11 protein-coding genes are annotated in these 14,636 nt (G+C 74.6%); all 11 read right to left on the bottom strand.

Features of this window, described 5'->3' with window-relative positions:
- Window positions 1-10: 10 nt before the first annotated feature.
- On the bottom strand, window positions 11-511 hold the full coding sequence (locus BM165_RS13110) for a chemotaxis protein CheX (RefSeq protein WP_143108154.1): 501 nt from the start codon (window positions 509-511) through the stop codon (window positions 11-13).
- Entirely contained in the window at window positions 508-897 is a 390-nt protein-coding gene (locus BM165_RS13105) for a response regulator (protein ID WP_244274213.1), read from the bottom strand. The genes BM165_RS13110 and BM165_RS13105 overlap by 4 nt, the downstream gene beginning before the upstream one ends.
- Window positions 894-1,718, bottom strand: coding sequence for a CheR family methyltransferase (locus BM165_RS13100; protein WP_075013986.1), 825 nt, complete (start codon window positions 1,716-1,718; stop codon window positions 894-896). The genes BM165_RS13105 and BM165_RS13100 overlap by 4 nt, the downstream gene beginning before the upstream one ends.
- Window positions 1,715-2,824: a protein-glutamate methylesterase/protein-glutamine glutaminase gene (locus tag BM165_RS13095; RefSeq protein WP_075013985.1), complete on the bottom strand. Its 1,110-nt coding sequence runs from the start codon at window positions 2,822-2,824 to the stop codon at window positions 1,715-1,717. The genes BM165_RS13100 and BM165_RS13095 overlap by 4 nt, the downstream gene beginning before the upstream one ends.
- A gap of 477 nt (window positions 2,825-3,301) precedes the next feature.
- Complete coding sequence (locus tag BM165_RS13090) at window positions 3,302-4,192, bottom strand: hypothetical protein (protein ID WP_075013984.1); 891 nt, start codon at window positions 4,190-4,192, stop codon at window positions 3,302-3,304.
- 170 nt (window positions 4,193-4,362) lie between these two features.
- Window positions 4,363-4,815 carry a chemotaxis protein CheW gene (locus BM165_RS13085; protein ID WP_177225190.1) on the bottom strand — a complete coding sequence of 151 codons (453 nt, stop codon included), beginning with the start codon at window positions 4,813-4,815 and terminating at the stop codon, window positions 4,363-4,365.
- A 1-nt stretch (window position 4,816) separates the two neighbouring features.
- Entirely contained in the window at window positions 4,817-7,183 is a 2,367-nt protein-coding gene (locus BM165_RS13080) for a chemotaxis protein CheA (protein WP_075013983.1), read from the bottom strand.
- Between the two features lie 141 nt (window positions 7,184-7,324).
- Window positions 7,325-8,926 carry a methyl-accepting chemotaxis protein gene (locus BM165_RS13075; protein WP_075013982.1) on the bottom strand — a complete coding sequence of 534 codons (1,602 nt, stop codon included), beginning with the start codon at window positions 8,924-8,926 and terminating at the stop codon, window positions 7,325-7,327.
- A gap of 367 nt (window positions 8,927-9,293) precedes the next feature.
- Window positions 9,294-10,940 carry a methyl-accepting chemotaxis protein gene (locus BM165_RS13070; protein ID WP_075013981.1) on the bottom strand — a complete coding sequence of 549 codons (1,647 nt, stop codon included), beginning with the start codon at window positions 10,938-10,940 and terminating at the stop codon, window positions 9,294-9,296.
- Window positions 10,941-11,177: 237 nt separating this feature from the next.
- On the bottom strand, window positions 11,178-12,800 hold the full coding sequence (locus BM165_RS13065) for a methyl-accepting chemotaxis protein (RefSeq protein ID WP_083427320.1): 1,623 nt from the start codon (window positions 12,798-12,800) through the stop codon (window positions 11,178-11,180).
- 25 nt (window positions 12,801-12,825) lie between these two features.
- Complete coding sequence (locus tag BM165_RS13060; RefSeq protein WP_075013980.1) at window positions 12,826-14,427, bottom strand: methyl-accepting chemotaxis protein; 1,602 nt, start codon at window positions 14,425-14,427, stop codon at window positions 12,826-12,828.
- Window positions 14,428-14,636 lie beyond the last annotated feature (209 nt).

The following is a 14,636-nucleotide window of genomic DNA, read 5'->3' as shown; positions in this document are numbered from 1 at the left end:
GGCCGTGTCTCTAGACGGCGGGGGACTGCACGGAGACGGTCAGGGGCTGGCCGCGCCACAGGACGGCGACGCGGCAGGTGTTGGCCTCGCGGCCGGCGGGTGGGGTGGTGCCGACCTCGGGCAGGCCGAGGACGGACGGTCCGGGGAGGACGGCCTTGACGTTGCCGCCCACCACGTTGGCGAGCTCGCCGAGGGCGTCGTCGACGTCCTCGTCCTCGAGCACGGCGGGGGCGTGCTCACGCAGCAGGGCGCCGGTGAGCTCGACGGCGGTGTCGGCGCCGCAGGTCAGCACCACGGTGCCGGTCCACGGGCCGACGATCTCGACCCAGGAGCTGCGCGTGACGGCCGGCAGCGGGGCCGGCAGCGGGACGAGCACCTCGTCCTCGCCGACCAGGGCCGTCCAGGCCTGCTCGGTGATCTCCAGGACCGTGGCCTCGCCGAGCAGGTCGGCGAGGGCCGGCGGCCGGTCGGAGGCACGGCGGCGCACCCCGGTGTCGGTCGGGTGGGTCACAGCGAGGCCTCCTGCGGCAGCAGGCCGAGCAGCGCGAGCTTGTCGCGGATCGCGTCGGCGGTGAACGGCTTGATGACGTACTCGTGGGCGCCGGCGGCCAGGGCGCGCACGATCTGGCCGTGCTCGCTCTCGGAGGTGACCATCATCAGGGTCAGCGTCCGCCAGGCCGGGTTGGCGCGGACGGCGTTGACGAACTGCAGGCCGTCCATCACCGGCATGTTCCAGTCGATCGTGCACAGGTCGGGCAGCCAGCCCTCGCGCAGGACGTCGAGCGCCTCCTGCCCGTTCCCGGCCTGGCGCGTCTCGTAGCCGAACCCCTCGAGGGTCCCGGTCACGATGCGCCGCATGGCGCGGGAGTCGTCGATCACCAGAGCGCGCACGGTCATGCCCCCTTCAGCGGGCGGTAGGCGGAGGTCCGGCCGAGGACGACGCGGCTCCAGGAGTCGTCGACGCCGAGCGTCGTCTCGGCGGCGCCGAGGAACAGCCAGCCGTCGGGGCGCATGAGCTCGCGCACCCGGCGGAGGATCGCCTGCTTGGTAGGCAGGTCGAAATAGATGAGGACGTTGCGCAGGTACACGACGTCGAAGGGGCCCATCCGCGGCAGCGGGGCGGCGAGGTTGCACTCGCGGGCGGTGACCATCCGGCGCAGGTTCGGCGCGACCTCCCACTCGCTGCCGGCCCGCTGCAGGTGGCGGACCAGCATCGGCGCGGGCAGGCCGCGGTTGACCTCGAGCTGGCTGAAGCGCCCGGCGCGGGTCCGCTCGACCATCTCGCGGGAGATGTCGGTGGCGGTGATCGAGACCCGCGACGCCGCGCTGGGCATCGCGTCCTCGAGCAGCATCGCGATCGTGTAGGGCTCCTGGCCGCTGGAGCAGGCCGCCGACCAGATCTGCAGCCGCTCGGCCGGTCCGCGGGCGGCCTGCAGCGCCGGGAGCACCGTCGAGGTGAGCGCGGTGAACGGGTCGCCGTCGCGGAACCAGGAGGTCTCGTTGGTGGTGAGCGCCTCGACGATGGACCGCGTGTCGTCGGGCCGCGGGCGGCTGCGCACGGTGTCGACGAACTGGTCGACGTCGGACAGGCCCATCTTGCGGGCGAGGGGGAGGAGCCGGGCCTCCACCAGGTACTCCTTGCCCGGGGCGAGCACGATCGCGCTCTCCCGGTGCACCAGCTGGCGCACCCAGTCGAAACGGGTGGCGGTGAGGGTCATCGTGCGGTTCCCGTCGCGAGGGTCAGGGGGGCGGGCAGGGCGCGGGCGAGGTGGCGGGTGATCGCCTCGGCGATCCGGTCCAGGGGCAGCACCTCGTCGGCCAGGCCGGCCGTGGCGACGGCGCCGGGCATGCCCCAGACGACGGAGGTGGCCTGGTCCTGGACGACGACGGTGCCGCCGGCGTCGCGGATCGCCGACGCACCGGCGCGCCCGTCGGACCCCATGCCGGTGAGCACCACGGACAGGACGGCGCCGTCGTAGGCGGTGACCGCGGAGCGGAACAGCGGGTCGACCGCGGGGCGGCAGAAGTTCTCGGGCGGGCCCTGCGACAGCGTCGTCGTGGCGCCGCGGCCGCTGCCGCGGACGGTGAGGTGGTGGTCGCCGGGGGCCAGGTGCACGGTGCCCGGCCGCAGCGGCGTGCCGTCGACGGCCTCGACCACGCGCAGCGCGCTCAGCCGGTCGAGGCGCTGGGCGAACTGGCGGGTGAACACCGGCGGCATGTGCTGCACGAGCAGGACCGGCACCGGCAGGCTCGCCGGCAGGGCCGGCAGCACGCGGGCCAGCGCCTCGGGGCCGCCGGTGGAGGAGCCGATCACCAGCACGGCGGGGGCCTTGGTCGGCGCCGTCCGGGGCGCCGGCGGGCGGGCCGCGACGGGGGCCGCGGGCAGGCGGGCGGCACCCGCGCCGGGACCGGCCGGGCGGCCGGTGAGGGCCTTGATCCTGGGGATGAGCTGCTCGCGCACGCTCTCCATCGACTGCGCCACGCTGCCGACGTTGGCCGGCTTGGTCACGTAGTCGTTCGCGCCGGCGGAGAGCGCGTCGAGGGTCGCCGAGGCGCCGCGCTCGGTCAGCGTGCTGAACATGACGATCGGCACTCGGTTGCGGCGTGCGCGGATGGCCCGGACCGCCTCGATGCCGTTCATCTCCGGCATCTCGATGTCCATCGTCACCAGGTCGGGCTTGAGCGCCTCGACCTTGCCCAGGGCGAGCTTGCCGTTCACCGCCGACCCCATCACCTCGATGGCGGGGTCCGAGGACAGCACGTCGGTGACGATCTTGCGGACGACGACCGAGTCGTCGACCACCAGCACCCGGATCGGGTCCACGCACGTCCTCCTGCTCCAGCCGGCAACGACCGGCGGCCGTTCATCGGGGTCTCGGCACCGGCGCGGGGCGCTTCAAGGTCAGCCCCGGAGCCGGTCCGCGGCGGTCCCGGACGTCCCGCCCGCACCACCTGTCCCAGGAGTTGTCGGCCGCCCCGGGCGCCGTGTTGACGCGGGGCGCGCAACCGTTACGGCGGTGTGCGGTCACCACCGGGCGCGCGGGCACATGTCGACCCGGCCGCCCGCGGCCGTCGGGGCAGGCGGGTGCCTGACCAGCGCGGACCCCGCCCGGTCGCGGGCGACGCGCCGCCGGCGGCGGTCGGTCGTCCCGGGGCGCGCGTGGCCGCGGCGTCGCGCCCGGCCGACTGAGCAGTACGTGCCGCCCGCGGCGGCGCGTCGTCGCGTGTCGGCGACCACGACTGCGATGTCGACACCGGGGCGGCGACCGCCGCCACGGGCGGGCCCGGGCGCGCGGCGGGGCTAGCGGCCGGTGACGCGGTGCCAGGGCGCCATGAGGACGCCCAGCGCGCTGCTGTCGAGCAGGTCGCCCATCGTGAGCCCCTGGACGACGCCGGCGAGGGCGTTCCACGAGCCGGAGGCGCCGTCGCGGGCGTCGAACCCGGCGGCGGCGAACGCACGGACGGCGAGCAGCTGGGCGGTGGCCAGCGTGCGGGTGCGGCCGGAGACGTGCGCGGCCCAGGACGCCTCGTGCATGGCGGCGGCCCACGGGCGCTGCTCGGCCCGGCCGTCGTCGACGGCGGTGCGCCAGCGCTCCCGGCCGCGGGCGTCGAGCGCGGCGAGGGTGGCGAACAGGGAGGAGAGCTCCGGCGTGGCCGGCCCGAGGTCGGTGCCGGCTCCCCGCGTCCGGGCGTCGGGGACGGCGGTGGCGAACGGCTGCACCAGCTCCCGGCGGACGATCGGCGGCAGAACGCCGGCGGCCCACTCCCCCACCACGGCGTCGGCCAGCACCTCGGCGGCGAGCTCGCGGACGCGCTCGCCGGCCTCCGCGGCCGCGATCTGCTCGGGCCCGAGGACGTCCTCGCGCAGCACCCGCTCGACCGCGGCGGCGGTGCCGATGGTGCCGTGCTCGAGCTGGGCGACGAGGACGGCGGTGCGGTCCTCCCCGGAGGAGCCGACCGACCGCAGCTGCGGCACGGCGGCGGCGAGCTCCCGGGCTCGCCGGGCGCGCACGGCCAGCACCGTGCGCTGCTCGCGGTCGGCGTCGCGGGTGCGGGCGGCGGCGGCCAGCTCGGCCAGCTCGGCCGGCCCGGCGGTCAGGCCGGTGAGGAGCACGTCGGCGGCAGCGGCGCCACCGGGCAGGCGCACCAGGTCGAACCCCAGCGTCGCGGCACTGACCAGCGAGTACGGCACGTCTCCCCCTCCGACGGCACCGCCCAGGAGCAGGCGATCAGCCCATGCTGGGGGTGATCACCCCGTGACGCCACGCGGCCGTCACCCGTTCGCCGGAGAGGCGAGGGGTGACGGCCGCGTGGCGGTGCCGATCAGGTGGTGCAGAAGTGACGCTCCGTCACCGCCGAGCCCTAGGAGCCGACGGCCTTCTGCACGTCGAGGGCCAGCAGCAGGGAGCCGTCGAGCTTGTAGGCGCCGCGGATGAGCTCGCGGGCCTGGCCGTCGAGGGTGTCCGGCGGGGCCTCGAAGTCGGCCGCGTCGACGTCGACGACGTCGGCGATGGAGTCGACCAGCAGGCTCACCGCCTCGCCGTGCAGGCGCACGACGATGACGACGGCGTCGGTGCCGGCCGGCCGCGGCGGGCGGCCGAGCCGCTCGCGGAGCTCGATGGCGGTGACCACCTGGCCGCGGAGGTTGATCAGCCCGGCCACGGCGGGCGGTGCCAGCGGCACCCGGGTCAGACCCTGGCTCCGGAGCACCTCCTGCACGTGCTCGACCTCGACGCCGTAGAGGTCGCCGTCGAGCCGGAAGGTGGCCAGCTGCCCGCTGGTGGCGCGGGTGGGGGTGTCGGTCGCGGTGGTCACGTCAGACCTCCAGCAGGGAGGGGGCGGGGGAGGGGACCGGTGTCGCGTAGAACGCCGGGTCGGCCGCGAGGATCGCGGCGCGGACGTCGAGCAGCTCGGTGACCTTGTCCCCGAGGACGGCGGAGCCGAGCAGGCCCATGTCGTCGATGTCGCTGCGGACGGCGGCGCCGCCGTCGACGATGTCGAGGATCTCCTCGACGACGATCGCCACGCTGCGGCCGTGGTCGCTGTAGACGATCACCTCGAGCACCTCGCGGTCGCTGGTGCCGTAGGCGCCCAGGTGCCGGTCGAGGCGGACGATCGGCAGGATCGCGCCGCGGTACTGCACGACCTCGCGGTTGCCGACCCGCTCGACGGACTCCGCGCGCACCTGCTCCAGGCGGGTGACGGTGTCCAGCGGGATCGCCACGCGCCGGCCCTCGCCGATCGCGGCGAGCAGCATCCGCTGCCGCTCGGTCTCGGCGGCGACGGTGCGCGCGGCGGCCTCGCGGGCCTCCTGCCGCTCGGCGGTCTCGGTGCGCAGCGCGCGGCGGGCCAGGGCCTGCACGTCGAGGATGAGCGCCACGGCGCCGTCGCCGAGGACGGTCGCGCCCGAGTAGAGGCCGATCGCCTTGAGCTGGCCGCCGACGGCCTTGACGACGATCTCCTCGGTGTTGATCACCCGGTCGACGACGAGACCGAAGCGCCGGCCCTCGGAGCGCAGCACCGCGATGACGACGTGGCCGTCGTGCCGGTCGGAGGTCAGGCCGAGGACGTCGGTGAGCCGCACGAGGGGGAGCAGCTCGCCGCGCAGCCGGTAGACCGGCGCGCCGCCGACCTCCTCGACGGCGTTGGCGGCCTTCTCGGCGTCGAGGCTGACCAGCTCCTGCAGGCTGATCTGCGGGATCGCGTAGCGGTCGCCGGCGCACTCGACGGTCAGCGCCGGGACGATCGCCAGGGTCAGCGGGATGCGCAGCCGGCAGACGGTGCCGCGGCCGGGCTCGGACTCCACCTCGATGGTGCCGCCGATGGACTCGATGTTGGTCTTGACGACGTCCATGCCGACACCGCGGCCGGAGACGTTGGTGACCGCGGCGGCGGTGGAGAAGCCGGGCAGGAAGATCATCTGCAGGACGTCCTGCGGGCCCATCCGGGACAGCTGGTCGGCGGTGACCAGGCCGCGCTCGACGGCCTTGGCGCCGATGCGGGCCGGGTCGATGCCGGCACCGTCGTCGGCGACCTCGACGACGACCTGCCCGCTCTCGTGCTTGGCGCGCAGGGTGAGCACGCCCTCGGCGGGCTTGCCGGCGGCGCGGCGTCGGTCGGGGGACTCGATGCCGTGGTCGACGGAGTTGCGGACCAGGTGGGTCAGCGGGTCCTTGACCGCCTCGAGCAGCGTCTTGTCGAGCTCGGTGTCCTTGCCCTCCATCTCCAGGCGGACGGTCTTGCCGCACTGCAGGCCGAGGTCGCGGACGACGCGGGGGAGCTTGGACCAGATGTGGTCGATCGGCTGCATGCGCGTCTTCATGACGCCCTCCTGCAGCTCGCTGGCGATGAGGTTGAGCCGCTGCGAGGCGCGCACCAGGTCGGTGTCGGTGGAGCGGCCCACGTACTGGACGATCTGGTTGCGCGTGAGCACCAGCTCACCGACCAGCAGCATCAGCGAGTCGAGCAGGTCGACGTCGACGCGGATGGTCGAGTCGGCGACACCGCGGCGGGCCTGCTGGCCGCCCTGCCCGTCGGAGCGGGCTGCGCCGGCCGGCGCGCCGGCCTCGGCGTGGTCGTCGTGGTCCTCGTGGGCGTCGGGCGCCTCGTGGGCGTCGTCGGCGTGCTCGTCCTGCACGTCGGCCCCGGCGACGGCCCCGGCAACGGCCCCGGCAACGGCCTCGACGGGGGCCTCGACGGGGGTCTCGACGGCGGCCTCGGCCACCGGCGTGGGCTCGACGGCGGGCACGGGCGCGGGCGCCGCCGGGGGAGCGGGCGCGGGGGTCGGCGCGGCGGGACGGTCCTCCATCGCGGCGCTGATCTCGGCGACGACGGCGGAGACGTCGACGCCGCCCTCGCCGCCGGTGGTCTCGATGGAGGCCAGCAGCGAACGCACGGTGTCGACCATCCGCAGCAGCACGCTGGTGCGCTCGGGGGTCAGCGCGAGGACGCCGTCGCGCAAGCGGGAGAGCATGTTCTCCCCGACGTGCGTGACCTCCTCCAGCCGGCCGAAGGCGAGGAAGCCGCTGGTGCCCTTGATCGTGTGGATCGTGCGGAAGATGCTCGAGAGCCGCTCCCGGGAGTCGGGCTCCTGCTCGAGGGCGACCAGGTCCGTGTCGAGCTGGTCGAGGTTCTCGTGGCTCTCGACGAGGAACTCCTCGACGATGTCGTCCAGACCGTCCACCGTTGCCTTCTCTCTCGCTGCGGGGGCCGGATGGGTCCCCTGGATGTGTTCGGCGGGGCGGCGCCGGACTCAAGGTGAGTGCGCCGCCCCGGGGCTGCAGGCGCCCCGCGGCCGGCCGGTGCCCGGCCGCGGGGCGCCTCCTCAGTAGGTGAAGCGGGCGACGCCGGCGCGCAGGTCGGCCGCCATCCGGGACAGCTCGTCCACGGCCGTCCGGGTCTGGGTCAGCGCCTGGGTGGTGGAGTCCGCCGCGGCCGACACCCCGGTGATGTTGTCCGCGATCTGCCCCGACCCCTGCGCGGCCTCCTGCACCGACCGCGACATCTCGTTGGTGGTCGCGGTCTGCTCCTCCACCGCACTCGCGATCGTGGTCTGCCGGTCGGAGATCTGCGCGACGATCTGCGAGATCTCCCCGATCGCCGACACCGCCGCCGTCGTGTCGCCCTGGATCGCCTGCACCCGCCGGGCGATGTCCTCGGTCGCCTTCGCCGTCTCCTGCGCCAGCTCCTTGACCTCGTTCGCGACCACGGCGAAGCCCTTGCCCGCCTCCCCGGCCCGGGCCGCCTCGATCGTGGCGTTCAGCGCCAGCAGGTTCGTCTGCTCGGCGATCGAGGTGATGACCTTGACGACGTTGCCGATCTCGACGGAGGACTCGCCGAGCTTGGTGACCGTGGCGGTGGTGGTCTCGGCGGCCGTGACGGCCCGTGCGGCGACGGCGGAGGCCTCCGCGGCGTTGGAGGCGATCTCGCGGATCGAGGCGCCCATCTGCTCGGCACCGGCGGCCACGGTCTGCACGTTGCGGCTGACCTCCTCGGCCGCACCCGACACCACACCGGACTGCGCCGAGGTCTCCTCCGCCGACGCCGAGATCTGCGCCGAGGACGCCGACAGCTCCTCGCTCGACGCCGCCACCGCGTCCGCCGAGGCGGCCACGGAGGCCATGACCGACCGCAGGCTCTCCTGGGCCTGGCCGAGGGCCGCGGCCATGCGGCCGAGCTCGTCCTGGCTGCGGACCTCGGGGCTGACGGTCAGGTCGCCGGCCGCCAGGGCCTCGACCGAGCGCTGCACCGAGCGGACGGTGCCGACCAGGCGCCGGACGACGAGGGTGGTCAGCGCGCCGGCGACGGCGATCCCGACGGCCAGGGCGGCCCAGAGCGTGGTGGTGGCCGACGAGGTGATGTCCGTGGCCTCGTCGGTGTCGGCCTGGCCGTTGGCGACGCGCCGCTCCTGCATGGCGTTGTACTGGTCCATGATCACGTCGGCGTGGTCCTGCAGCGGCCCGGCGATCACCGCGCCGGCGGCGGGCAGGTTCCCGGCGTCGGCGGCGGGGACGAGCTGGGTGTCGGCGACGGCGTAGTAGTCGTCGACGACGCCGCGGAACTCCTCGAAGGCCGCCCGGTTGACCGTCAGCGCGGCGTAGGCGTCGAGCTGGTTGTCGATGGTCCCCCGGCGCTCGGCGAGGTCGGCCCGCAGCTCGGCGCGGGTCTGTGCGTCGGCGATCGGGTAGCTGTTGTACCGCGACCGGTCGCCCTGCCAGGAGCGCTGGATGTTCGCCAGCTCCGACAGGCGGACGACGTTGTCGTTGATGCGGGTGGCGGCCGCCTCGACGGCGGACAGCCGGTTGACCGCCAGCACGGTCATGGCGACGGCGACCACGGCCAGCACCGCGACGGCGGCGCCGATCTTGACGGCGACCGGCCGGTCGGCGAACCAGCCGCCGGGGCCGGCGGCGCGGGAGGTGCTCATGACAGGGGGCTCCTGGGCTCGGGTGCGGGCGGGACGCGCCGGCGGCGCTGGGGGGAGCGCCGCGCGGCGTGGGCGGTGGGCGTCGGGGCCGGGGGAGTGGCCGCCGGACCGCGCCGACAGGGAGGACTCTGGCGCACGGGAATGGGACGATCCGCGTCCGGGAATGGCGTGTCGATAACGATCGGAGAACGGTCGGGAAAGGGTCGGCACAACGGCTACCCGACCATTCGAGGCACTTTGTCGACGACGGTCGGTGGTCACCGTCACCGCCGATTGCCATGTCGACTCGGGCACGACGACGGAATGGCCGGCACCGTGCGGTGCCGGCCATTCCGGGACGGGCGGGTCTCCCCGCGGGGAGCTGCGCCTAGTAGGTGAAGCGGGCGACGCCGGCCCGCAGGTCGGCCGCCATCCGGGACAGCTCGTCGACGGCGACCCGGGTCTGGGTCAGGGCCTGGGTGGTGGAGTCCGCCGCGGCCGACACCCCGGTGATGTTGTCCGCGATCTGCCCCGACCCCTGCGCGGCCTCCTGCACCGACCGCGACATCTCGTTGGTGGTCGCGGTCTGCTCCTCCACCGCACTCGCGATCGTGGTCTGCCGGTCGGAGATCTGCGCGACGATCTGCGAGATCTCCCCGATCGCCGACACCGCCGCCGTCGTGTCGCCCTGGATCGCCTGCACCCGCCGGGCGATGTCCTCGGTCGCCTTCGCCGTCTCCTGCGCCAGCTCCTTGACCTCGTTCGCGACCACGGCGAAGCCCTTGCCCGCCTCCCCGGCCCGCGCCGCCTCGATCGTGGCGTTCAGCGCCAGCAGGTTCGTCTGCTCGGCGATGCTCGTGATCACCTTCACCACGTTGCCGATCTCCGCCGAGCTCTCCCCGAGCTTGGCGACGGTCGCCGTCGTGGTCTCCGCCGCGGTCACCGCCCGCGCCGCCACCGCCGAGGCCTCCGCGGCGTTCGACGCGATCTCGCGGATGCTGGCACCCATCTGCTCGGCACCGGCGGCCACGGTCTGCACGTTGCGACTGACCTCCTCGGCCGCACCGGACACCACACCGGACTGCGCCGAGGTCTCCTCCGCCGACGCCGAGATCTGCGCCGACGAGGCACTCAGCTCCTCGCTCGACGCCGCCACCGCATCCGCCGAGGCGGCCACGCCGGACAGGACCTCCCGCAGGCTGACCACGGCGGAGTCGAGCGCGGCGCCCATCCGGCCCAGCTCGTCCCGGGTGCCCAGCCCGGACTCCCGGGTGAGGTCGCCGGCGGCCAGGCCCTCCGCGACCTGCTGGACCCTGCGCACGCCGGCGGCGATGCTCCGGGCCACGAACCAGCCGAGGCCGAGCGCGAGGGCGATGCCACCCACGAGCAGGGACAGCGCGAGGGTCCGCTGGCTCTCGTAGCTGTCCCGCGCCGCGGCCGCGGCCGCGGCCGCGTCGGCGTCCTCGATCGCCGAGAGCTCCTCCAGCGCGGCCTCGGCCTCCTGGGCGAGCGGCGAGGCCTGCTCGGAGTTGAGGCGGTAGAAGGTCGCGGTGTCCCCGGCGACGGCCGACGGCGCGAGGACCGTCTGCGTCGTCTCCACGTAGTCGGTGAAGGCGGCGTCGGCCTCGTCGAGCAGCACCTGGCGCTCGTCGGTCAGGCCGCCGTCCGCGTAGCCCGCCGACTGCTCCCCGTACCGGTCGAGCAGGTCGGCCATGCCGTCGAGCAGCTGCCGGGACTGCACCGGGTCGGGGTTGATGACGACGTCGCGGATCTGCTTGCGGGCCTCGGCGATGGTGAGGGCCATGTCGTCGAGGGTGGCGATGCCGGCCAGGTTGTCGGCGTAGATGCCCTGGGTCGCGTCCGCCGAGTCGCTCAGGGACGTCAGGCCGAGGACGCCGACCGTCGCGGCGACCGCACTGGCGACCGAGACGGCGGTGAGGACCTTGGTGCTCACGCCCCGGTCCCCCCACCACGCGGCGCCGGCAGGGGCGCCGTCCTGCGGGGCGCGGCCCTGGACGTCGGTCGGGAGGCTCATCGGGGTGCTCCTGGTGTGTCGGAGGAGAGGCGCCGGGTCGCGCCGCGGGGGGACTGTGACGGATCGGAATGGCATGTCCGTAACGATCCGGGCACGCGCCGGAATGGTTCTCCGGAGCGATCACCGGACCGTTCTCGGCCGTGTGTCGACACGGTCGGGAAAGGGGATGGGTCACCGTTCCCGACCGTGTCGACGATGGGATCCGGCACCGGTCACCCCGTGGGACGCCGGCCGTTCTCAGTAGGTGAAGCGGGAGACGCCGGCGCGGAGGTCGGCCGCCATCCGGGACAGTTCGTCGACGGCCGTCCGGGTCTGGGTCAGCGCCTGGGTGGTGGAGTCCGCCGCGGCCGACACCCCGGTGATGTTGTCCGCGATCTGCCCCGACCCCTGCGCGGCCTCGGCCACCGAGCGGGACATCTCCGCGGTCGTGGCCGTCTGCTCCTCCACCGCGGAGGCGATGGTGGTCTGGCGGTCGGAGATCTGGGCCACGATGGCACTGATCTCCGAGATCGCGCCGACCGCGGCTCCGGTGTCCTTCTGGATCGCCTCCACCCGCCGGGCGATGTCCTCGGTCGCCTTCGCCGTCTCCTGCGCCAGCTCCTTGACCTCGTTGGCGACCACGGCGAAGCCCTTGCCCGCCTCGCCGGCGCGGGCGGCCTCGATGGTGGCGTTGAGGGCCAGCAGGTTCGTCTGCTCGGCGATTGAGGTGATGACCTTCACGACGTTGCCGATCTCGACGGAGGACTCGCCGAGCTTGGTGACCGTGGCGGTGGTGGTCTCGGCGGCCGTGACGGCCCGGGCGGCCACTGCCGACGCCTCCGCCGCGTTCGACGCGATCTCGCGGATCGAGGCGCCCATCTGCTCGGCGCCCGCGGCGACCGTCTGCACCGACCGCGACACCTCCTCCGCCGCACCGGACACGACACCGGACTGCGCCGAGGTCTCCTCCGCCGACGCCGAGATCTGCGCCGAGGACGCCGACAGCTCCTCGCTCGACGCCGCCACCGCATCCGCCGAGGCGATGACCGACGCCATGACCGAGGCCAGGCCGTCCTGGGCGGCGTCGAGCGCCGCGGCCAGCTGGCCGACCTCGTCCCGCCGGTGGATCCCGGTCCGCGCCGTGAGGTCGCCGTCGGCCAGCCGGACCGCCGCTGCCTGCACCTGCCGCAGCGGGCGCACGATCGACCGGCCGACCAGCACCGCGCAGAGGACGGCGAGGACGAGGGCGAGCAGTCCCACCGCGCTCAGCAGCAGCGTCGCCCGCCCCTGCGCGTCCTCCTGCTCCTGCCGGAGGCGGTCGGCCCGCTCGGCCGCGGAGGCCTGGATGCGCTCGGCGACGTCCATGACGATGCCGTAGCCCTCACCGGCCTCGCCGCCGTTGATGCTCTCCAGCGCGGTGCGGTAGCCCTGCGGGGTGCCCTCGGACAGCCAGGCGACGACCCGGTCGTCCCAGGTGAAGTAGTTGTCCCAGGCCGGCCGGAGCTCCGCGAACGCGGCCGCCTCGTCGGCGTCCATGGCCGAGGTGTCGACGTCGTCGAGCCAGGCGTAGACGCCGTCCTTGGCCTCGAGCAGGCCCGCCCGGTTGTAGGAGTCGGGGGCCAGGGCCACCGCCGGGCCGAAGACGGCGGCGTCGGCGACGACCAGGCCCTGCCAGCCGGTGACGTCGGCGATCTGGAAGCGGGCGGTCCCGGCGTCGGCCAGGACCGCGTCGGCGCGGCTGAGCTCCACGGCGAGGTCGCGCTGCTCGCCGACGGCCGACAGGCCGGTGGCGGCACAGACGACGACGAGGGTGCCGACCGCGCCGAACGCGAGACCGAGGCGGCGGCCGACCCGCAGGTCGGAGAGCCAGGACAGATGCACGGTGGGGCCTTCCGGTGGTTCGTGGTCAGTAGGTGAAGCGGGAGACGCCGGCGCGCAGGTCGGCCGCCATCCGGGACAGTTCGTCGACGGCGACCCGGGTCTGGGTGAGCGCCTGGGTGGTGGAGTCCGCCGCGGCCGAGACGCCGGTGATGTTGTCCGCGATCTGCCCCGACCCCTGGGCGGCCTCGGCCACCGAGCGGGACATCTCGTTGGTGGTGGCGGTCTGCTCCTCCACCGCGGAGGCGATGGTGGTCTGGCGGTCGGAGATCTGGGCGACGATCTGGGAGATCTCCCCGATCGCGGCCACCGCAGCCGTGGTGTCGCCCTGGATGGCCTGCACCCGCCGCGCGATGTCCTCGGTCGCCTTCGCCGTCTCCTGCGCCAGCTCCTTGACCTCGTTGGCGACCACCGCGAAGCCCTTGCCGGCCTCCCCGGCCCGCGCCGCCTCGATCGTGGCGTTCAGCGCCAGCAGGTTCGTCTGCTCGGCGATCGAGGTGATCACCTTCACCACGTTGCCGATCTCCGCCGAGGACTCGCCCAGCTTCGTCACCGTCGCCGTCGTGGTCTCCGCCGCCGTCACCGCCCGCGCCGCCACCGCCGAGGCCTCCGCCGCGTTCGACGCGATCTCGCGGATGCTGGCGCCCATCTCGTCGGCGCCGGCGGCCACGGTCTGCACGTTGCGGCTGACCTCGGCCGCGGCGCCGGCCACCACACCGGACTGGGCGCTGGTCTCCTCCGCCGACGCCGAGATCTGGGTCGAGGTGGCGCTCAGCTGCTGCGAGGACGCGGCCACCGCGTCCGCCGACGACACGACCGAGGCCATGACCGACCGCAGGCTCTCCTGCGCCACGTCGAGGGAGGCGGCCATGCGGCCGATCTCGTCGCCCTGCCGGATGCCGGTGGTGACGGTCAGGTCGCCGGCCGCGAGGGCGTCGAGGGCGGCCTTGACCCGCCCGACCGGGACGGTGACGGCCCGCGCGATGAGCCAGCAGACGACGGCGACGACCAGCATGCTGGCCGCGGCGACCAGGACGCTGACGGTGTCGGTGTGGTCGAGGGCGGCGGCGAGCTCCTCGCGCGCCTCGGCGGCCTCCGCCGCGAGCACGTCCTTCGCCTCGCCGACGGCGCCGTCGGTGAGGTCGTTGGCGGCCTGGATCTCCTCCCAGCGCACCCGGGCGGCGGCCTGGTCGGCCACCGCGGCGTCGACGTAGGCGGTGATTGCGGCCGTGTACTCGCCGTAGCTCTCCTCGAGGGCGGCGACCGCCTCGGCCGGCTCGCCGGTCAGCGGGATCGCGCGCAGCTCGGCGAGCATCCCCTCCGGCGTGGCGATGTCGTCGGCGAGCTCGGCGAGCTGCTCGGCCGGGACCTCCCGGACGGCGGCCTTGTACCCGTCGACCTTGAGCTCACTGGCGCGGGTGTCGAGCTGCAGCACGAGGTTCTCCGCGTGCCAGAGGTCGGTGAGCCGCGCGTTGGTCTCCCGCACGCCGGCGTTGCTGGTCAGCACCGCGGTGAGCAGGGCGACGGAGGCGACGGCCACGATCCCCAGGAGACTGCCGAACTTGACCAGCAGGGAACGGTCGGCGAACCACCCGCCGGAGCGGGTCGGGGACGGGGCGGTCGAACTCACGGGAGCCTCCAGGGCGCGGGGCGACGCCGAGGCCGGTGTCCTGGGCGTGCAGGAGGAATGGTGGGGCCGCCCCGGGCCCGCGCCGGCGACCGCGGGACACCGCCGATCGGATCGTTGTGCACCCGGCGGTGACCACCGGCAGTGGCGTCGGCAGGTCGACGGCGCCCGGTCGCCCGCCCGCCCGCCGGGACGGCATCCGCACAGGTGGG

Origin of the sequence: Geodermatophilus obscurus, from assembly GCF_900115395.1 — a bacterium.
GTDB lineage: Bacteria > Actinomycetota > Actinomycetes > Mycobacteriales > Geodermatophilaceae > Geodermatophilus > Geodermatophilus obscurus_B.
Note: the sequence above shows the minus strand (reverse complement) of the source record. Positions and strands in the feature narration are given on the sequence as shown.

Excerpts from the sequence above, each read along its gene's own strand:
- BM165_RS13105 (WP_244274213.1), bottom strand. The coding sequence starts at position 897 with ATGACCGTGCGCGCTCTGGTGATCGACGACTCCCGCGCCATGCGGCGC.
- BM165_RS13100 (WP_075013986.1), bottom strand. The coding sequence starts at position 1,718 with ATGACCCTCACCGCCACCCGTTTCGACTGGGTGCGCCAGCTGGTGCAC.
- BM165_RS13075 (WP_075013982.1), bottom strand. The coding sequence starts at position 8,926 with ATGAGCACCTCCCGCGCCGCCGGCCCCGGCGGCTGGTTCGCCGACCGG.
- BM165_RS13070 (WP_075013981.1), bottom strand. The coding sequence starts at position 10,940 with ATGAGCCTCCCGACCGACGTCCAGGGCCGCGCCCCGCAGGACGGCGCC.